Here is an 18,748-nt window from a genome sequence, read left to right on the forward strand (position 1 = left end):
TCCATAATTCGATCTCGATTTTCGTTCCGAGGTCGTTCGATAGCGTCGAAACGAGAAAACACGATATGCAGTCCCTTATCCGTATGGTCGCGTCCGCGGCGGTCTCCGTAAGCCTGCTGCTTGGCAGCGCATCCTTTGCCGCCGCCGGGCAGGCTCATTTTGTCGTCAACGCCGACACCGGCTCGATCCTCGAGGCCGACAATGCCGACGAGCTGAACTTCCCGGCGTCGCTGACGAAGATGATGACGATCTATCTCGCCTTCGAAGCGCTGCGCAGCGGCACCCTGCAATGGGACCAGAAGCTGACGGTTTCCGAGCACGCCAACAGCCTGGAGCCGTTCAAGCTTGCCGTCGGCGCCGGACGCCAGATCACCGTGCGCGAAGCGGTCATGGGCATGGTCGTGCTTTCGGCCAATGACGCAGCCGTCGTTATCGGTGAGACGCTCGCCGGCAACGAGACCGCCTTCGGCCAGATGATGACCCGCAAGGCCAAGACGCTCGGCATGACCAGCACCGTCTTCAAGAACGCCAACGGCCTGCCGGACCCGGCCCAGGTAACCACGGCGCGCGACATGGCGACGCTCGGCCTCGCGCTGATGCGCGACTTTCCGCAGGAATTCCAGCTCTTCGCCAACAAGACGATCGAGTTTCGCGGTATGAAGCTGCGCGGCCACAACGGCGTGATGAAGCGCTACGAAGGCGTCGACGGCATCAAGACCGGCTACACCGACGCCTCCGGCTACAATCTCGTGACCTCGGCCAAGCGCGGCGACACCCGCCTCGTCGCCGTCGTCATGGGTGGCAAGACGGCGCAGTCGCGCGACGACGACATGATCTCACTGCTCGACAAGTTCCTGCCGCCGAAGGAAGACGCAAGCGCTGCCAGCGTCACTGAACCGGCTGCTGCAGCGGCGACGACCACCACGAACTGATCTCTCAGACCACTGAGATTTGCCCTTCACCCTAACCCTCTCCCCGCACGCGGGGCGAGGGGACGAGGGCTACGGCCGCGTTTCACATCGGGCCACCATCCGCGACGACGTCCAGGCGGACGGGATACGACGGCGTTCGTGTCCAGGCGAGTGGGCGCTACGAGTCCCTTCTTCCCGTCATGACGGGGAGAAGGTTCCGGCTGGCGGATGAGGGGCCGCGTCGGTCGCTGCCCCAATCATCGCTTGTCTCAAGCCGCAGCGCGATCCTCGTGGCTGACCGGCGTGACCATCGCGGCGATGACCGTGGAAAGGTCGAGGGCGCCGATCGGGCGGCCGTTTTCATCGACCACGTGGGCGGTTCCCACACGGGCGGCGGTCATCGTGCGCGCCGCCGATTCCAGTACAGTGCCGGTTGCAAGCGGCACGCCTTCGGCATTGCCGGAGATCGGCCGCATGATGGTCTCGACATTGATCACCCGGCCGCGGTTCACTTCCTTGACGAAGGCGGTGATGTAGTCGTCGGCCGGCGACAGCACGATTTCCTGGCCGGTGCCCTGCTGCACCACGCGGCCATCGCGCAGGATCGCGATCTTGTCGCCGAGGCGCAGCGCCTCGTCGAGGTCGTGGGTGATGAAGACGACGGTCTTCTTCAGTTCCTTCTGCAGGTCGAGCAGCACCGTCTGCATGTCGACGCGGATCAGCGGGTCGAGCGCCGAATAGGCTTCGTCCATCAAGAGAATGTCGGCATCGTTGGTCAGCGCGCGGGCGAGACCGACGCGCTGCTGCATGCCGCCCGACAGCTGGTTCGGATAGTGGTTCTCGAAGCCCTTGAGACCGACGCGCTCGATCCAGCCGCGGGCGCGCTTCTCGCTCTCCTTGCGTTCCACACCCTGGATTTCGAGACCGTAGACCGTGTTGTCGAGCACGGTGCGGTGCGGCAGCAGCGCGAACTTCTGGAACACCATCGCCGTCTTGTGGCGGCGGAATTCGCGCAGATCGTTGTCGTTCATCTTGCAGACGTCGACGCCGTCATAGAGCACTTCGCCGGCGGTCGGGTCGATCAGCCGGTTGATGTGGCGGATCAGCGTCGACTTGCCGGAGCCCGAGAGACCCATGACCACCATGACGCTGCCGGCGGGCATGGAAATGTTGATGTCCTGCAGGCCGAGCACGTGGCCGTGCTGCTCGTTGAGCTCGGCCTTGCCCATGCCTTTCTTGACGGCATCGACGAAGTCGACGCCGCGGGGGCCGAAGATCTTGTAGAGGTTCTTCACCTCGATCGCGTGACTAGCCATGGATAACCTCCGAGTGCTTTTGCAGCCGCTTGCCGAAGGCCTGGCTGGTACGGTCGAAAATGATGGCGATACCGACAAGGGCAAAGCCGTTGAGGAAGCCGACGGTGAAGAACTGGTTGGCGATCGCCTGCAGCACGTTCTTGCCGAGGCCGCCGACGCCGATCATCGATGCGACGACGACCATCGCCAGCGACATCATGATCGTCTGGTTGATGCCGGCCATGATGGTCGGCAACGCCAGCGGCATCTGCACGTTCTTCAGCTTCTGCCAGGTCGAGGAGCCGAAGGCGTCGGCCGCTTCCAGCACTTCCTTGTCGACGAGGCGGATGCCGAGATTGGTGAGCCTGATCATCGGTGGCACCGCGTAGATGACGACGGCTATCAGCCCCGGCACCTTGCCGATGCCGAAGATCATGACGACCGGGATCAGGTAGACGAAGCTCGGCATCGTCTGCATGACGTCGAGGATCGGATTGACGAAGGACTGCACCCGGTCCGAGCGCGCCATCAGGATACCGATCGGAATGCCGATGAGGATGGAGATCAGCGTGCAGACGGTGACCATGGCGAGCGTGACCATGGTGTCATTCCAAAGCCCGACAAGGCCGATGGCGATCATCGACAGCGCGGTGCCGATGGTGACGTTGATGTTGCGGCTGCCGAAATAGACGATCGCGGTCATCGCCGCCAGGATCACGATCCAGGGGGAGCCGACGAACAGGCTTTCGAGGTAGTTCAGGAACCATTGAAGCGGCTGGACCACCGTGTCGATGGCGTTACCATAGGATCGCACGAAGCCCTTGAAGCTATCATCGACAGCCTTGCGGGCGAGCCGGATCGTGCTCTCGTCAATGGCAGGGAACTTGCAGAGCAACGCTGGCAAGACACTGCAGATGGAGGCCATTTGTTTCCCCTTCTTGGCCGGAAGTTTTTTTAAGCCGGCCGCGTCTCGGCATCGAACGGGTCGATGACGGCGCACACTTGGGTGACCTCTTTGGGTCCCGGCACTTAAACTGTGGCAGCGAAATGTGTCGCCCGCTTACCTGATAGCGACGCGAAGGCTCCCGGTTCGCCGCCTCTGAGACGATGAACGTTCAAACGAAACCCGCAAGGACGCCCCATCGTTCCCTGTCCCGGCATCAAAACCGGAACGGGCAGGCGGCCGATTCCACGGTCCGCCTGCCGTCATATTCGATCAGAGCGCTGCCTTGACCTTTTCGGCCACTTCCGGGCTCACCCACTGTGTCCACATATCCGGGAACTCGGCGAGGAAGTGCTTGGCGCCGTCCTCGTTGGTGCCCTGGTTCTGGTCCATCCAGGCGAGAACCTTGTTGACGGTGCCATTGTCCCACTTGCGCGCCTTGACGTAGTCCATGGCAACGCTCGCCTTGTCGGCGAAGGACTTGGTCACGACGGTGTAAACGTCGGAAACCGGGTAGGAATTGACTTTCGGGCTCGGGCAATCCGGCACGGCGGTGCAGGCGTCCCAATCGGCCTTGTCGTGATCGACGCCGAAGGAGAGGCGGGTCATCTCGTATTTGCCGAGGATGGCGGTCGGTGCCCAGTAGTAGCCGAGCCAGCCGGTCTTCTTTTCGAACGCGTTGGCGATCGAGCCGTCGAGGCCGGCAGCCGAGCCGGTATCAACCAGCAGGAAGCCGTCCTTCTCCGCGTTCAGCGCGCGATAGAGATTGGCGGTCGAGACCTGGCAGTTCCAGCCGGACGGGCAATTGTGAACGGCGGCCTTCGACGAGTCTTCCGGTGCCGGGAAGAGCTCCGGGTGCTTCAGCGCGTCCTGCACCGTCTTGATGTCCGGGTGCGCGTCGGCGAGGAATTTCGGGATCCACCATCCTTCGACGCCGCCTTCGCTCAGGATCTTGGCGGCTTCGATGAGACGGCCTTCCTTGATCGCAGCGTCGAGCGGCGTGCGCACGGCGTTGACCCAGAGTTCCGGCGCCATGTCGGGCTGCGCCTTTTCGTTCATGGAAGCGAAGGTCGGCATGGTGTCGCCGGTGACCAGCGTCACCGTGCAGCCGTAGCCGTTCTCCAGAATGAACTTGTCCACCTGGGCGGCGACGCCGGCAGAAGCCCAGTTCATTTCGGCAATGCTGACTTCACCGCATTCCGCGGCCTGCGCGGAACCCGCCATGGCATAGAGGCCAGCGGCGAGAATGGTGGAAGCGAGGAGTTTCTTCATGTTGCAAGACCTCCCAGTCTTATTTTGCAGCCAAGATCCAAACGGGAATCCACGGCGGACGCGACATCCTCCGTCACCCGAAACAACGATGCAGCCGGGGGTTCGGCATCAAACAAGCCAAGGTTCACCCTTGCTGCGGACGGTGTGGGAGTTCGTATTCAGCCCTGGCCGCGGAACCCTGTCGCCAGCCAATCTCCTCTTATACCGCAAACCAAGCCTAAGGTTTCTCGCTGAGAAATCAACCTCTTCAATCGGTTGACCGGGAAGGACGGGGTCTCGTGCGTTCTGTCTGCGACATCGCCGAAGCGCGTATTTTGTGCGTGAGAGACCCCGAATTTAAGCAATAGCGACAATTCTTGCCGCAAAAAATGGCGCTGGGCGCCACGGACCTCAGAACCCTGTCGAGATCCTGACGTTTCCTGTCGTGATTGCGTCACGCCAAATGGCGCGCATGTCGCGAAAAATTTACAAAAAAGTCCGGAATTCATCTTTGGTTAAATCCTCAATAACCATCCGGTAACGATGTCCAGCTAATTGTTCTTCTCGCGGCGGGGGACTGCCGCCGGTCCGGATCAGGTTTGTGCGTCCCGGACTTTGAGCGAACCTTCGGTGTGTTTTTCCGAAGTGACCAGGCGTTTTTTGGCGGCCGCATCCCTCTTGAAGAGGTTGATGCGGCCTTCGCATTTCAGGGCCAATGCCGGACATAAAAAAACCGCCCCGGAGGGGCGGTGGAGGAGGCTCTGGGAGGAGAGCTCGAAGGGGCTTGCGCCCCGATCGCTGGCGTTAGCCGACGTTCGACGTGCGGATGACGCCGAGCGGGCCGAAGGGTGCGTCGACGACGAGGTTGCGTACGCGCGACTGGCTGGACGGAACCTTCGAGTTCCAGGCGATCTGAACGAAATTGGGCTTGCTGAAAATATACAGCATGGACATGAACCTTGAGAGGCCGGAGGCTTATCCTCCGGGGCGTGTTGCTATGCCGCTGATATAGGTGTGCGCTGCAAAAAATTGAATGCCAAACTCGCCACGCCATGTCGCATTCTGGCTATCGGCCGCGACATTTTCGACAAGCCTTGCGAAAGCGCGAAACAATGCGTGAAAGGGCTTTGTCAATTGCGGCGAAATCGTGTCGAAACAGACCTTTGCCGCTGCCCGTTTCAGTGTTACCGATGGCCGCATGACACGCAGGATCATGTTGCAGGGAACCGGCTCGGATGTCGGAAAATCGGTATTGGTGGCGGGGCTCTGCCGGCTTGCCGCCAATCAGGGCCTGAAGGTCCGGCCGTTCAAGCCGCAGAACATGTCGAACAACGCCGCCGTTTCCGACGACGGCGGCGAGATCGGCCGCGCGCAATGGCTGCAGGCGCTGGCCGCGCGCGTGCCGTCGTCGGTGCACATGAACCCGGTGCTCCTGAAGCCGCAGTCGGACGTGGGCAGCCAGATCGTCGTTCAGGGCAAGGTCGCCGGGCAGGCTAGGGGGCGGGAATATCAGGCGCTCAAGCCCAAACTGCTGGGCGCCGTCATGGAGAGTTTCGAACAAATATCGGCCGGTGCCGATCTCGTGGTGGTCGAAGGCGCCGGCTCGCCGGCCGAAATCAACCTCAGGCCCGGCGACATCGCCAATATGGGCTTTGCGACACGGGCCGACGTGCCGGTCGTGCTGGTCGGCGACATCGACCGCGGCGGGGTGATCGCCTCGCTGGTCGGCACGCATGCGATCCTGCCCGAGGAAGACCGGCGCATGGTGACCGGCTATCTCATCAACAAGTTCCGCGGCGAGGTCACGCTGTTCGACGACGGCATTGCTGCCGTCAACCGCTACACCGGCTGGCCCTGCTTCGGCGTCGTGCCGTGGTTGAAGGCGGCGGCACGCCTGCCTGCCGAAGATTCCGTCGTGCTGGAGAAGCTGACGCGCGGCGAGGGGCGGGCGCTGAAGGTTGCCGTCCCGGTACTGTCGCGCATCGCCAATTTCGACGACCTCGATCCGCTCGCCGCCGAACCGGAGATTGATCTCGTCTTCGTGCGGCCTGGCAGTCCCATTCCGGCAGACGCTGGCCTCGTCGTCATTCCCGGGTCGAAGTCGACCATCGGCGACCTCATCGATTTCCGTGCGCAAGGGTGGGACCGTGACCTCGAACGTCATGTGCGCCGGGGCGGCCGGGTCATCGGCATCTGCGGCGGCTACCAGATGCTCGGCCGGCGCGTCACCGATCCGCTCGGCATCGAGGGCGGCGAACGTGCGGTCGAGGGTCTCGGGCTGCTCGAGGTCGAGACCGAGATGGCGCCGGAAAAGACGGTGCGCAACAGCCGCGCCTGGTCTCTGGAGCATGATGTGGCGCTCGAAGGCTACGAAATCCATCTTGGCAAGACGCAAGGTGCAGACTGTGGCCGGCCATCGGTGCGCATCGACAATCGCGCCGACGGCGCGCTTTCGGCCGATGGCCGCGTGATGGGCACCTACCTGCATGGGCTCTTCACCAGCGACGCCTATCGTGGCGCGCTGCTCAAGAGTTTCGGCATCGAAGGCGGCGCCAACAACTACCGCCAATCGGTCGATGCGGCGCTCGACGATGTCGCGAACGAGCTGGAGGCTGTGCTCGATCGTCGCTGGTTGGACGAGTTGCTCAGCCGCTAGCGGCGCGGCAACGGTCAGTCAGCAGGTCCGGTACGTCGGGCCCAACAGGAGGAACGAGCTTATCCGGCGGAACTACGCTGCGACATCGTGCTCCTCGCTTGCGGCTTCCCAGACTTCCCGCGCGGCATCCATGTTCATCAGGGCAATCCCCAGGCCGACGATCAGGTCCGGCCAGGCCGACTGCCACAGATAGGCTGTCGCCAGACCCGCGGCGATGATGGCCACATTGGCGAAGGCATCGTTGCGGGCCGAGAGAAATGCTGCCCGCGTGAGGCTGCCGCTCGTGTGACGGTAGGCGACGAGCAGATAGGCGCAGAAGAGGTTGACCACCAGCGCCCCAAGTCCGGTCAGGGACAGGGCAAAGGGCTCTGGCGGGACCGGATCCATGAACTTCGCCCAGGCCGTCCAAAGGAAGGCCAGCGCCGGTACCAGTAGAATGAACGCCATCGCCATGCCGACCCGCGCGCGGGTCCGCGCCGTCCAGGCCAGAGCAAAGAAAATCAGCATGTTGACGGAGGCGTCTTCGAGGAAGTCGACGCTGTCGGCCATGAGGGACACCGAGCCGATCGAAAGCGCGACAAGGAGTTCGACCCCGAAATAGCCGAGGTTCAACAGGGAGACGATGAGGACGACGCGGCGCAGGTCGGTATCCACTCGAAAGGTTCCCTTTCTGGCGAGATTCGCCCTCGGCATTTTTGACACACGTGTTAGCAGCAGTTTGCTATCCATAGCACTAGGTTTCGACATCGGTTCCCTTCACACCGCCGTCGTGCCTGACGCCCGACAAATCGTCGCGTGGCGCAACTCGGCCGGGGAGGCGTCGCATGCGTCGATTGACTTTGGGCTGCCCGCTTCCTAATCATCAGGTGTTGGATGGTTCCCCCTTGTCGTGGCGATCTGGGGGAATAATTGGGAATGTGACGGATGGACCCAAATCGGGCATCCTTATCGCAGCCGACCCCGCGACTGTAGAACGGTCAGGGTTCGCCATCGGGTTTGGTGCCGGGCTGTCGGCCGGTTGCATGGGCAATCGGGGCAGGTCGGGGATCAAGCCGGAAAAGCCACTGGCGTGGCATCGTGATCAGCCGGGTTTGGACGCCTCTTCTTCTACGAATCGTCCGCCTTTCACGATGTCCCTCACAGCGCCCATGCGTCGGAGACGACGCGCAAAGGTTCGCTGTGGCACCGGAAAGACGCCGGGAAGGTGAGGCGGGCCGCTCGGGCCCTGACATCGGAACCTTGCCGTTTAAGGGCGAGGCGATGTTCGGCCCGTGACGCCGTGAGCCAGGAGACCTGCCATCCGGCATGGGCATTCCGCCCGAGGGGACTTTTGTCTCCAACGCCATCACGGAGGTTGTTTTGGCTCGCAGATGTTTTCAAGAACGCGCCCGTGGCGCGTCCGATGGCTTTTGCCACCGACGGCTGTTTTGGGAATGTTGAGGCAGCCACGATGAGCAGTCTCAGCGCCGGGCCCGTGCTGGTCCTTGGCGGCGCCCGTTCCGGCAAGTCCAGCTTTTCCGAGAGGCTCGTCGAAGCGTCCGGCCTCACCATGCATTATGTCGCAACGGGCCGCGCCTGGGACGACGAAATGCGCGAGCGCATCGACCATCACCGGACGCGCCGCGGCGAGGGCTGGACGACGCATGAGGAGCCGCTCGATCTCGTCGGCATCCTCAGACGCATCGATGATCCCAGCCATGTGGTCCTGATCGACTGCCTGACGCTATGGGTAACCAATCTCATGCTGGAAGAGCGCGACATGACGGCGGAGTTCGCCGCCCTTGTTGCGTATCTGCCTGAGGCGCGGGCGCGCCTCGTCTTTGTTTCCAATGAGGTCGGCCTCGGCATCGTGCCCGAGAACCGCATGGCCCGCGAGTTTCGCGACCATGCCGGCCGGCTTCACCAGATCGTTGCGGAGAAATCCGCTGAAGTTTACTTTGTCGCGGCCGGTTTGCCGCTGAAAATGAAGGGTTGATCCATGACCACTGCGAGAGCCAACCAGGGCAAGATCCCGGCGACCGTCATCACCGGCTTCCTCGGCGCCGGCAAGACGACGATGATCCGCAACCTGCTGCAGAACGCCGACGGCAAGCGCATCGCGCTGATCATCAACGAGTTCGGTGATCTCGGCGTCGACGGCGATGTCTTGAAGGGCTGCGGTGCCGAGGCCTGCACCGAGGACGACATCATCGAGCTTACCAATGGCTGCATCTGCTGCACCGTGGCTGACGATTTCATCCCGACCATGACGAAGCTGCTCGAGCGTGAAAACCGTCCTGACCACATCATCATCGAAACCTCGGGCCTTGCCCTGCCGCAGCCGCTGATCGCCGCTTTCAACTGGCCGGATATCCGCAGCGAAGTGACCGTCGATGGCGTCGTCACGGTGGTCGACAGCGCCGCCGTTGCCGCTGGCCGCTTTGCCGACGACCACGACAAGGTCGATGCGCTGCGCGTCGAGGACGACAATCTCGATCACGAAAGCCCGATCGAGGAGCTGTTCGAGGACCAACTGACGGCCGCCGATCTCATCGTTCTCAACAAGACCGATCTGATCGATGCCTCCGGCCTCAAGGCCGTACGCGACGAGGTGTCTTCGCGCACCAGCCGCAAGCCGACGATGATCGAGGCGAAGAACGGCGAAGTCGCCGCTGCCATCCTGCTTGGCCTCGGTGTCGGCACGGAAAGCGATATCGCCAACCGCAAGTCGCATCACGAGATGGAGCACGAGGCAGGTGAGGAGCACGATCACGACGAGTTCGACAGCTTCGTCGTCGAGCTCGGTTCGATCGCCGATCCCTCGGCGTTCATCGATCGCCTGAAGGGCGTGATCGCGGAGCACGACGTTCTGCGCCTCAAGGGTTTTGCAGACGTGCCCGGCAAGCCGATGCGCCTCCTGATCCAGGCGGTCGGCGCCCGCATCGACCAGTATTACGACCGCGCCTGGGGCGCCGGCGAAAAGCGCGGTACGCGCCTCGTCGTCATCGGCCTGCACGACATGGACGAGGCGGCGGTGCGCGCTGCGATCACCGCGCTCGTCTAGATCATTCTTGAATGAAATGATCTAACGCATTGAAATAATGCAGTTCCGGATGGAAAACGCTTTTAGCGTTTTCGTTCGGAATTGCCCCACCGGACAAGACGAATGCATCTGCTTCTCGCCCAGAAAGGAACGATCGCCGACGGCAACGAGGCGATCGACCTTGGGCAAACGCCGGCCGATATCCTTTTCCTCTCGGCCGCCGACACCGAGCTCTCCTCGATCGCCGCGGCTCACGGCCGACGCGACGGAGGCTTGAGCCTGCGCATCGCCAGCCTGATGAGCCTGATGCACCCGATGTCGGTCGACACTTACGTCGAGCGCACGGCGCGTCACGCCAAGCTGATCGTCGTCCGGCCGCTCGGTGGCGCCAGCTATTTCCGTTATCTGCTGGAAGCCCTGCATGCGGCTGCCGTCACCCATCGTTTCGAGATCGCGGTTCTGCCGGGTGACGACAAGCCGGATCCGGGGCTGGAGCCTTTCTCCACCGTCGCAGCCGACGACCGCCAGCGCCTTTGGGCTTACTTCACCGAAGGCGGCTCGGACAATGCCGGGCTGTTTCTCGACTATGCGGCCGCACTGGTCACAGGTGCGGAGAAGCCGCAGCCGGCAAAGCCCCTGTTGAAGGCCGGCATCTGGTGGCCGGGTGCTGGCGTGATCGGCGTCAGCGAATGGCAGTCCCTTGTTCAGGGACGGATGGTAGCGAGGGAGGGATTCGAACCCCCGACGGTTGGGATCTGCTTTTACCGCGCGCTCGTGCAGAGTGGCGAGACACGGCCGGTGGAGGCGCTGATCGATGCGCTGGAGGCTGAAGGTGTGCGGGCACTGCCGGTGTTCGTCTCAAGCCTCAAGGATGCCGTTTCCGTCGGCACGCTGCAGGCGATTTTTTCCGAGGCCGCACCCGACGTGGTGATGAACGCCACTGGCTTTGCGGTCTCGTCGCCCGGTGCCGACCGTCAGCCGACGGTGCTGGAATCGACCGGTGCGCCGGTGCTGCAGGTGATTTTCTCCGGCTCGTCGCGGGCGCAATGGGAAACGTCGCCGCAGGGGCTGATGGCGCGCGACCTCGCCATGAACGTGGCACTCCCCGAAGTCGATGGCCGCATCCTTGCGCGCGCCGTCTCCTTCAAGGCGGCGTCGATCTATGATGCCAAGGTGGAGGCCAATATCGTCGGCCATGAGCCGCTCGAAGACCGGGTGCGCTTTGCCGCTGATCTTGCCGTCAACTGGGCGAAGCTGCGCCGGGCAGAGCCCGCCGAGCGCCGCATTGCCATCGTCATGGCCAACTATCCGAACCGCGACGGTCGCCTCGGCAACGGTGTCGGGCTCGACACGCCGGCCGGTACCGTCGAGGTGCTTAGCGCCATGGCGCGGGAAGGCTATGCGGTCGGTGAGGTTCCCGCCGATGGCGACGCGCTGATCCGCTATCTGATGGCCGGGCCGACCAATGCGGCGAGCCATGACCGCGAAATTCGCGAGCGTATTTCGCTGAACGATTACAAGACGTTCTTCGATTCGCTTCCGAAACAGATAAGGGATGAAGTTGCCGGTCGCTGGGGCGTGCCGGAGGCCGATCCCTTCTTCCTCGATGGCGCCTTCGCGCTGCCGCTCGCCCGCTTCGGCGAGGTGATCGTCGGCATCCAACCGGCGCGCGGCTACAACATCGATCCGAAGGAAAGCTACCATTCGCCGGACCTCGTGCCGCCGCATGGCTATCTCGCCTTCTACGCCTTCCTGCGCCAGCAGTTCGGCGCGCAGGCGATCGTGCACATGGGCAAGCATGGCAACCTCGAATGGCTGCCGGGCAAGGCCCTGGCGCTGTCGGAAACCTGCTATCCCGAAGCGATCTTCGGGCCGCTGCCGCACATCTATCCCTTCATCGTCAACGATCCCGGCGAAGGTACACAGGCCAAGCGCCGCACCAGCGCCGTCATCATCGACCACCTGACCCCGCCCTTGACGCGCGCCGAATCCTACGGGCCGCTCAAGGATCTGGAGGCGCTCGTCGACGAGTATTACGATGCCGCCGGCGGTGATCCGCGCCGCCTCAGGCTGCTCAGCCGCCAGATCCTCGACCTCGTGCGCGACATCGGCCTCGACAGCGACGCCGGCATCGACAGGGGCGACAGCGACGACAAGGCGCTGGAAAAGCTCGACGCCTATCTCTGCGACCTCAAGGAAATGCAGATCCGCGACGGCCTGCACATCTTCGGCGTCGCGCCGGAAGGGCGGTTGTTGACGGACCTCACCGTAGCGCTGGCGCGCGTGCCCCGCGGTCTCGGCGAGGGCGGCGACCAGAGCCTGCAGCGGGCGATCGCAGCGGATGCGGGGCTGCGTGGGGTCGCTATTCCCACCTCGGCCGGGGGCAACCCCGCACGCGACGCCCAACCTTTCGACCCGCTCGACTGCGTCATGTCCGACACCTGGACGGGCCCGAAACCGTCCATCCTCGCTGACCTCTCGGACGCCCCCTGGCGCACCGCCGGCGATACGGTCGAGCGCATCGAGTTGCTTGCCGCAAATCTCGTGTCGGGTGAACTGGCTTGCCCGGACCACTGGGCCAACACCCGCGTCGTGCTCGGCGAAATCGAAACGCGCCTGAAGCCGTCGATTTCAAACTCGGGTGCCGCCGAGATGACCGGCTTCCTCACCGGTCTCAGCGGCCGCTTCGTCGCCCCCGGTCCATCGGGCGCGCCGACGCGCGGCCGGCCGGATGTGTTGCCGACGGGGCGCAATTTCTACTCGGTCGACAGCCGCGCCGTGCCGACGCCGGCGGCTTACGAGCTTGGCAAGAAATCGGCCGAGCTTCTGATCCGCCGCTACCTGCAGGACCATGGCGAATGGCCGTCCTCCTTTGGCCTGACCGCCTGGGGCACGGCGAACATGCGCACCGGCGGCGACGACATCGCCCAGGCCCTGGCGCTGATCGGCGCCAAGCCCACCTGGGACATGGTCTCTCGCCGGGTGATGGGCTACGAGATCGTGCCGCTCGCGGTCCTCGGCCGCCCACGCGTCGATGTGACCTTGCGCATTTCCGGCTTCTTCCGCGATGCCTTCCCGGACCAGATCGCGCTCTTCGACAAGGCGATCCGCGCCGTCGGCGCGCTGGAGGAAGACGATGCCGACAACATGATCGCCGCACGCATGCGGGCGGAAAGCCGACGGTTGGAAGGGGAAGGTGTCGAGGCTGCCGAGGCCGCGCGTCGCGCCTCCTACCGCGTCTTCGGCGCAAAGCCCGGTGCCTATGGCGCCGGCCTGCAGGCGCTGATCGACGAGAAGGGCTGGGAAACCAAAGCCGATCTCGCCGAGGCCTATCTTACCTGGGGCGCCTATGCCTATGGCGCCGGCGAGGAGGGCAAGGCCGAGCGCGATCTTTTCGAGGAGCGCCTGCGCACGATAGAGGCGGTGGTGCAGAACCAGGACAACCGCGAGCACGATCTGCTCGACAGCGACGACTACTACCAGTTCGAAGGTGGCATGAGCGCTGCCGCCGAACAGCTCGGCGGTCACCGTCCGGCGATCTACCACAACGACCATTCCCGTCCGGAAAAGCCTGTGATCCGGTCGCTCGAAGAAGAGATCGGCCGCGTGGTCCGGGCCCGCGTCGTCAATCCCAAGTGGATCGATGGCGTCATGCGCCACGGATACAAGGGCGCCTTCGAGATCGCTGCCACGGTCGACTACATGTTCGCATTTGCCGCGACCACGGGTGCGGTGCGCGACCATCATTTCGAGGCCGCCTATCAGGCGTTCATCGTCGACGAGCGCGTGGCTGACTTCATGCGCGTCAAGAACCCGGCCGCCTTTGCCGAGCTTGCCGAACGCCTGCTTGAAGCAATCGACCGCAATCTCTGGACACCGCGCTCGAATTCGGCGCGGTTTGAACTTGCCGGCATCGGCACGGCAGCAACCCGGCTTCGTGCCGGCAATGAATAGAGCGGTTCCGGGCTGGCGGTAATCCGTCCGGAATTGCTTGGAAACAAAGACCTGGTTCCGTTTCGCTGCTCAGTGAAGTGCGAAAAGGAACCGAAGCGGGACGAGGGCGTCTGCCCATCCCGAACTTGAGAACTGAGGGAGTGATCATGAGCGACGAGACGACAGTAGGCGGCGAAGCCCCGGCCGAGAAGGACGATGCCCGCCACGCCATGAAGATGGCGAAGAAGAAGGCAGCGCGCGAAAAGATCATGGCGACGAAGACCGACGAGAAGGGTCTGATCATCGTCAACACCGGCAAGGGCAAGGGCAAGTCGACCGCCGGCTTCGGTATGATCTTTCGCCACATCGCCCACGGCATGCCCTGCGCCGTCGTGCAGTTCATCAAGGGTGCGATGGCAACCGGCGAGCGCGAGTTGATCGAGAAGCATTTCGGCGATGTCTGCCAGTTCTACACGCTCGGCGAGGGCTTCACCTGGGAAACGCAGGATCGCGCCCGCGATGTTGCGATGGCTGAAAAGGCCTGGGAGAAGGCGAAGGAACTGATCCGTGACGAGCGCAACTCGATGGTGCTGCTCGACGAGATCAACATTGCTCTGCGCTACGACTACATCGACGTCGCCGAAGTGGTGCGCTTCCTGAAGGAAGAAAAGCCGCATATGACGCATGTGGTGCTCACCGGCCGCAACGCGAAAGAAGACCTGATCGAAATCGCCGATCTCGTCACTGAGATGGAGCTGATCAAGCATCCGTTCCGTTCCGGCATCAAGGCGCAGCAGGGCGTGGAGTTCTGATGAGCCAGAGCTGGCAGTTCTGGGCGCTGCTTTCGGCCGCCTTCGCTGCGCTCACGGCGGTGTTTGCCAAGGTCGGGGTTGCGCAGATCAACTCCGACTTCGCAACGCTGATCCGCACCGTCGTCATCCTCTGCGTGATCGCCGCCATCGTGGCGGCGACAGGGCAGTGGCAGAAGCCATCGGAAATCTCCGGACGCACCTGGCTGTTTCTCGCGCTGTCCGGTCTTGCCACCGGCGCCTCCTGGCTTGCCTATTTCCGCGCGCTCAAGCTCGGCGACGCCGCCCGCGTGGCGCCGATCGACAAGCTCTCGATCGTCATGGTCGCAATCTTCGGCGTGCTCTTCCTCGGTGAAAAGCTCAACCTGATGAACTGGCTCGGCGTCGCCTTCATTGCCGCCGGGGCGCTGTTGCTGGCGGTGTTTTGAGCGCGCCTGGTCTGGTGCCTGTCACTGAATGTTCGCCTTAGTCAAGCCGTAATCCGACACATGCAGCGGCTGTGACGAGCGGGAGGACGGCATGCAGATTGAAGGCAATTGGCGCGAGCGCCTTCCTGATCCGTCGGGCCACGTCGCGCAGTTCGGCAGACGCTGGAAGCGTCGCAGCCTGAGGGGGAGCCCTGCGTCAAACCCACCGGCGGACACGCCTGCAATAGGCACCGTAGGCGTCGCCGAAGACCTTGGCGAGGTGGGTTTCCTCCATGCGGATCTGGTAGGAAATCGAGATCCAGGCGGAGAGCGCCAGCGCCACCGAGATGACGTTGGGCACCGCCAGCACCGTGCCTATCAGCGCGGTCACCATGCCGACATAGATCGGGTTGCGCGAGAAGGCATAGAGGCCTGAGGTCACAAGCGGCGCGTCCTGCTTTTCAGGGATGCCGATCTTCCAGGAATGACGCATCGCCCATTGCGACAGCATCGTCAGCCCGCCGCCGAGCGTCATCAGCGCCAGGCCGACGGCGTGAAGGATGGGCGTGTCGAGCGCCGGGATCCGGCCGAGGGCGGCATCGACGGAGGCCGGGAGCATGGCGACCGCCAGCAGGTGGATCACCAGCGCTGCGACGATCAGGCGGAAAAGCCTGCCCGCAAACCCCTCCGCATCGTCGCCATAGGTCAGCACGACCGGCGAGCGGCCGGATTGCACACGGCGGAGGATCGCCAGCGCGAGCGTGGACAATCCCACGACGAGCATCAGGATGGCGGGAAGGGTGGTGGACATGGAAACCTCTGGAGCGAGCTGACAAGACAGGAGCGCACGACGGGTAGGCGGCCCATATGAGCGTCTACCCGGCGAAGCATTCTGATCACCTTGCAATCTCTAGTAACTAGAGGTTCAAGCGCCGGACCTGTCCGACTTTCGTCGTGGTTACCGGATCTTATTGCCAAGCGTTGGAGGCTGTCATCGTCGCCCCCGCCGTGTCGGAAGGTCGGCAAAATTCGTCTCTTGACGGCTGCTCCTTCCGCCGAGCGATTGCATAGGCAGGAGGCCGCACCCATGTTAGACCGTCGACAGGCTAAATACGGGTGAACCTTGAAGAATACTCTCAGAGCTGCGGTTGGTGTCGCATCGGTCTTGCTGTTCTTGTCATCAGGTGTGGCGGGGCAGGCGCAAACCGTGAAGAGCGGGGCGTCACGAGCTCAAGAAACGACGACCAGCCAGAAGGCGAAACCGAAAACTAAAACGACGCGCAAGCAAAGGGCTGCGGATGAAGCCAAGGCCAAGGCGCTCGCCGAAGCGCGCCGTCCACGGATTTGCAAGACGCGGGAGAACGAATGCAGCTATGGCGCAGGTCCGGTCGGAGAGCAGTGCTCGTGCTGGTCGAAATCCGGTGCGCCTGATCTTGGTATAACTGTCAGGCGTTGACCGCCCGCGACATTCGCGCGGGCAGGCAAGCGCGCGTCGCTCGAAGCGACGCCTGACGGCGATAGAAATCACGGGTCGCCTGGTTCGTTCTGAAAGCTTGGGATTGGGTTTAGGTGATGGACGCCGGCGTTGAACGCAAAATAATGACCGATCTCGAGAACAGCGCGCTCCAGTTTGCAACCCGAGCACACGGCGAACAGAAGCGTAAGTATGACAGTCGGCCCTATATCGTTCATCCGATTGCGGTGGCGGAGATTGTTCGAAGCGTGCCCCATACGCCCGAAATGATCGCCGCAGCGCTGCTTCACGATACGGTCGAAGATACCGACGTGACGCTGCTGGAGATCAAGGAAGCGTTCGGCCCCAAGGTCGCAACACTGGTTGCGTGGCTCACCGACATATCCACTCCGTTCCACGGCAATCGACAGGTGCGCAAGGAACTGGATCGCCAGCACCTCGCATCGGCGCCCGCCGCGGCGAAAACCGTCAAGCTCGCCGACCTGATCGATAATGCGATAGCGATCAAAGCCGGCGATCCGAATTTCTGGAAAGTGTTCGGCGCCGAGATGAAACGCTTGCTGGAGGTCTTGGGCGACGGCGACGAGACCCTTCTCGCAAAGGCCCGTGCATTGGCGCAGGAATGAGAGTGCCGCCGTTTATCGGCAAGCATGTCTGCGCCATGTCGACCCGGTCAACCGCTCATCCAAGACCGCAGAACGGACATGCATTTGCGGTTTTGCCCGCCGGTGTGGTCCAGCCACGCCTCACAGGCTGCGCGGTTGCGGCCGTTACGACAGCGCAAAATTTGCCGAGCGCGCCGCGCCTCAATGCCCCAGCCAGATCCTCAAGGGATGCGTCGGATCTGCGAGCAGCCGGATCGCGAGCGCGATCGAGACGATGACGAGCAGCGGCTTGATGATCTTGGCGCCCTTGGCCATGGCATAGCGCGAGCCGACCTGGGCGCCGAGGAACTGGCCGAGGCCCATCAACAGGCCGACCTTCCAGAGGATGGCGCCGAAGAAGAGGAAGACGCCGAAGGCGCCGACGTTGGAGCCAAAGTTGAGGAACTTCGTGTGCGCCGTCGCCTTCAACACGCCGAAGCCGGCGAGGGTAACGAAGCCGAGCATGAAGAACGAGCCGGTGCCGGGGCCGAAGACGCCGTCATAAAAGCCGATTAGCGGCACCAGTGTCAGCGTGAAGACGAAGGGGGTGACGCGGCTGTGCTGGTCGACGTCGCCCATGTTCGGCTTCAGGCCGAAATAAAGCGCAATGGCGATCAGCAGAAAGGGCAGGATCGCCTTCAGCACGTCGCCGGGAACGATGGTTGCGAGCAGGGCGCCGAGCACGGCGCCGGCGGCCGACATCAGCGCCATCGGCAGCTGCTCTTTCAGGTTCACGTGGCCGCGCAGGGCATAGGACAGCGTGGCCGAGCCGGAGCCGAACAATCCCTGCAGCTTGTTGGTGCCGAGCGTCTGCAAGGGCGGGATGCCCGCAATCAGCATGGCCGGAATGGTGATCATGCCACCGCCGCCGGCGATCGAATCGATGAAGCCTGCGATGAAGGCGGCGACGAACAGGAAGGCGAGCAGGTGGAAGGCGAGATCTTGCACGGCGGGGACTCGAGAGGAGAGCTGTCAGGCGGGATTTTCCGCCTTGTGTCAGAGCCCGGCGCGATTTGCAAAGCCTTCTGTCGCGGTGTTGCTGTCCATGCAGGTGTCGAAATTGAAAAACCGACAAAGATTCAAAGCCTTGTTCCGGCTCGCTGTCTTTCTGGATGGAGGCGCTTTCGCTCGCATGGTGCCGAAGAAGGGCTGTCCTTGCGATACGGCAGGGGGATGACGAGTTTCCTCAAACGCGACATGGCGATGGCGCAATCCGGTTTGACCGGCCTTCCGCGCTCCGGTAAAAATGAAGGATATGCGACGGCGTCCGCTTCGGCGGACTGAAAGAGCGTCCGGTGCGGCCGACCCAGCCAGGGGGCCATCAGCCGGTGCTGTCCAGATCGGCCGGGACGGATCGTCCCAGCCGGCGCTTCGTTAAGGAGAACAACGAAGGGAGCCGGCCG

The 18,748-nt window shown here is 63.1% G+C and carries 16 protein-coding genes and 1 riboswitch; of the genes, 9 read left to right on the top strand and 7 right to left on the bottom strand.

Annotated elements, in window-relative coordinates:
• Positions 1-65: 65 nt before the first annotated feature.
• Positions 66-932: a D-alanyl-D-alanine carboxypeptidase family protein gene (locus ASE71_RS22300; protein WP_060520607.1), complete on the top strand. Its 867-nt coding sequence runs from the start codon at positions 66-68 to the stop codon at positions 930-932.
• Positions 933-1,180: 248 nt separating this feature from the next.
• Here ASE71_RS22300 and ASE71_RS22305 read toward each other — a convergent pair whose 3' ends face one another.
• From ASE71_RS22305 to ASE71_RS36535, 4 genes are all read right to left on the bottom strand, one after another.
• Positions 1,181-2,227 (bottom strand): quaternary amine ABC transporter ATP-binding protein, encoded by a 1,047-nt coding sequence (locus tag ASE71_RS22305; RefSeq protein WP_060520608.1) that lies wholly within the window; start codon positions 2,225-2,227, stop codon positions 1,181-1,183.
• Positions 2,220-3,131, bottom strand: coding sequence for an ABC transporter permease (locus tag ASE71_RS22310; protein ID WP_034788251.1), 912 nt, complete (start codon positions 3,129-3,131; stop codon positions 2,220-2,222). The genes ASE71_RS22305 and ASE71_RS22310 overlap by 8 nt, the downstream gene beginning before the upstream one ends.
• Positions 3,132-3,422: 291 nt before the next feature.
• Positions 3,423-4,421 carry an ABC transporter substrate-binding protein gene (locus ASE71_RS22315; protein ID WP_034788254.1) on the bottom strand — a complete coding sequence of 333 codons (999 nt, stop codon included), beginning with the start codon at positions 4,419-4,421 and terminating at the stop codon, positions 3,423-3,425.
• Between the two features lie 783 nt (positions 4,422-5,204).
• Positions 5,205-5,348 carry a hypothetical protein gene (locus ASE71_RS36535; protein WP_089044242.1) on the bottom strand — a complete coding sequence of 48 codons (144 nt, stop codon included), beginning with the start codon at positions 5,346-5,348 and terminating at the stop codon, positions 5,205-5,207.
• A 250-nt stretch (positions 5,349-5,598) separates the two neighbouring features.
• Here ASE71_RS36535 and ASE71_RS22320 point away from each other — a divergent pair, with 250 nt between their 5' ends.
• A complete protein-coding gene (locus ASE71_RS22320; protein WP_060520780.1) occupies positions 5,599-7,056 on the top strand; it encodes a cobyric acid synthase in 1,458 nt (485 codons plus the stop codon).
• Between the two features lie 72 nt (positions 7,057-7,128).
• Here ASE71_RS22320 and ASE71_RS22325 read toward each other — a convergent pair whose 3' ends face one another.
• Positions 7,129-7,710 carry a cation transporter gene (locus ASE71_RS22325; RefSeq protein ID WP_413814648.1) on the bottom strand — a complete coding sequence of 194 codons (582 nt, stop codon included), beginning with the start codon at positions 7,708-7,710 and terminating at the stop codon, positions 7,129-7,131.
• Between the two features lie 203 nt (positions 7,711-7,913).
• Positions 7,914-8,372: riboswitch (cobalamin riboswitch) on the top strand.
• Between the two features lie 134 nt (positions 8,373-8,506).
• Between ASE71_RS22325 and cobU the strand changes: the two genes are divergently transcribed.
• The 5 genes from cobU to ASE71_RS22350 all read left to right on the top strand — a co-directional run bounded on the left by cobU (position 8,507) and on the right by ASE71_RS22350 (position 15,248).
• A complete protein-coding gene (gene cobU / locus ASE71_RS22330; RefSeq protein ID WP_060520781.1) occupies positions 8,507-9,031 on the top strand; it encodes a bifunctional adenosylcobinamide kinase/adenosylcobinamide-phosphate guanylyltransferase in 525 nt (174 codons plus the stop codon).
• Positions 9,032-9,034: 3 nt separating this feature from the next.
• Complete coding sequence (cobW, locus tag ASE71_RS22335) at positions 9,035-10,099, top strand: cobalamin biosynthesis protein CobW (RefSeq protein ID WP_060520610.1); 1,065 nt, start codon at positions 9,035-9,037, stop codon at positions 10,097-10,099.
• Between the two features lie 102 nt (positions 10,100-10,201).
• On the top strand, positions 10,202-14,032 hold the full coding sequence (gene cobN / locus ASE71_RS22340; RefSeq protein WP_060520611.1) for a cobaltochelatase subunit CobN: 3,831 nt from the start codon (positions 10,202-10,204) through the stop codon (positions 14,030-14,032).
• A gap of 146 nt (positions 14,033-14,178) precedes the next feature.
• Positions 14,179-14,823: a cob(I)yrinic acid a,c-diamide adenosyltransferase gene (cobO, locus tag ASE71_RS22345; protein WP_043617391.1), complete on the top strand. Its 645-nt coding sequence runs from the start codon at positions 14,179-14,181 to the stop codon at positions 14,821-14,823.
• The gene (locus ASE71_RS22350) at positions 14,823-15,248 is read left to right on the top strand and encodes an EamA family transporter (RefSeq protein ID WP_060520612.1); all 426 of its coding nucleotides are present in this window, start codon (positions 14,823-14,825) and stop codon (positions 15,246-15,248) included. Before cobO ends, ASE71_RS22350 begins: the two co-directional genes overlap by 1 nt.
• 196 nt (positions 15,249-15,444) lie before the next feature.
• On the opposite strand, the gene ASE71_RS22355 is transcribed toward ASE71_RS22350, so the two are convergent.
• Positions 15,445-16,038 (bottom strand): methyltransferase family protein, encoded by a 594-nt coding sequence (locus ASE71_RS22355; RefSeq protein WP_060520613.1) that lies wholly within the window; start codon positions 16,036-16,038, stop codon positions 15,445-15,447.
• A gap of 788 nt (positions 16,039-16,826) precedes the next feature.
• On the opposite strand from ASE71_RS22355, the gene ASE71_RS22360 reads away from it, so the two are divergent.
• Positions 16,827-17,327, top strand: a complete 501-nt coding sequence (locus ASE71_RS22360; protein WP_082566471.1) for an HD domain-containing protein — start codon at positions 16,827-16,829, stop codon at positions 17,325-17,327.
• A 180-nt stretch (positions 17,328-17,507) separates the two neighbouring features.
• Here ASE71_RS22360 and ASE71_RS22365 read toward each other — a convergent pair whose 3' ends face one another.
• Entirely contained in the window at positions 17,508-18,293 is a 786-nt protein-coding gene (locus tag ASE71_RS22365; RefSeq protein WP_060520615.1) for a TSUP family transporter, read from the bottom strand.
• Here ASE71_RS22365 and ASE71_RS35885 point away from each other — a divergent pair.
• Positions 18,273-18,629, top strand: a complete 357-nt coding sequence (locus tag ASE71_RS35885) for a hypothetical protein (protein ID WP_156400737.1) — start codon at positions 18,273-18,275, stop codon at positions 18,627-18,629. The two genes, ASE71_RS22365 and ASE71_RS35885, sit on opposite strands and share 21 nt — an antisense overlap.
• Positions 18,630-18,748: the final 119 nt, after the last annotated feature.

Source organism: Ensifer sp. Root954 (genome assembly GCF_001429005.1).
Taxonomy (GTDB): Bacteria; Pseudomonadota; Alphaproteobacteria; order Rhizobiales; family Rhizobiaceae; genus Ensifer; species Ensifer adhaerens.

Excerpts from the sequence above, each read along its gene's own strand:
- ASE71_RS22310 (WP_034788251.1), bottom strand. The coding sequence starts at position 3,131 with ATGGCCTCCATCTGCAGTGTCTTGCCAGCGTTGCTCTGCAAGTTCCCT.
- ASE71_RS22350 (WP_060520612.1), top strand. The coding sequence starts at position 14,823 with ATGAGCCAGAGCTGGCAGTTCTGGGCGCTGCTTTCGGCCGCCTTCGCT.
- cobN (WP_060520611.1), top strand. The coding sequence starts at position 10,202 with ATGCATCTGCTTCTCGCCCAGAAAGGAACGATCGCCGACGGCAACGAG.
- cobW (WP_060520610.1), top strand. The coding sequence starts at position 9,035 with ATGACCACTGCGAGAGCCAACCAGGGCAAGATCCCGGCGACCGTCATC.
- ASE71_RS22355 (WP_060520613.1), bottom strand. The coding sequence starts at position 16,038 with ATGTCCACCACCCTTCCCGCCATCCTGATGCTCGTCGTGGGATTGTCC.
- ASE71_RS36535 (WP_089044242.1), bottom strand. The coding sequence starts at position 5,348 with ATGCTGTATATTTTCAGCAAGCCCAATTTCGTTCAGATCGCCTGGAAC.
- ASE71_RS22320 (WP_060520780.1), top strand. The coding sequence starts at position 5,599 with ATGACACGCAGGATCATGTTGCAGGGAACCGGCTCGGATGTCGGAAAA.
- ASE71_RS22300 (WP_060520607.1), top strand. The coding sequence starts at position 66 with ATGCAGTCCCTTATCCGTATGGTCGCGTCCGCGGCGGTCTCCGTAAGC.
- cobU (WP_060520781.1), top strand. The coding sequence starts at position 8,507 with ATGAGCAGTCTCAGCGCCGGGCCCGTGCTGGTCCTTGGCGGCGCCCGT.
- ASE71_RS22315 (WP_034788254.1), bottom strand. The coding sequence starts at position 4,421 with ATGAAGAAACTCCTCGCTTCCACCATTCTCGCCGCTGGCCTCTATGCC.
- cobO (WP_043617391.1), top strand. The coding sequence starts at position 14,179 with ATGAGCGACGAGACGACAGTAGGCGGCGAAGCCCCGGCCGAGAAGGAC.
- ASE71_RS22305 (WP_060520608.1), bottom strand. The coding sequence starts at position 2,227 with ATGGCTAGTCACGCGATCGAGGTGAAGAACCTCTACAAGATCTTCGGC.
- ASE71_RS22360 (WP_082566471.1), top strand. The coding sequence starts at position 16,827 with ATGACCGATCTCGAGAACAGCGCGCTCCAGTTTGCAACCCGAGCACAC.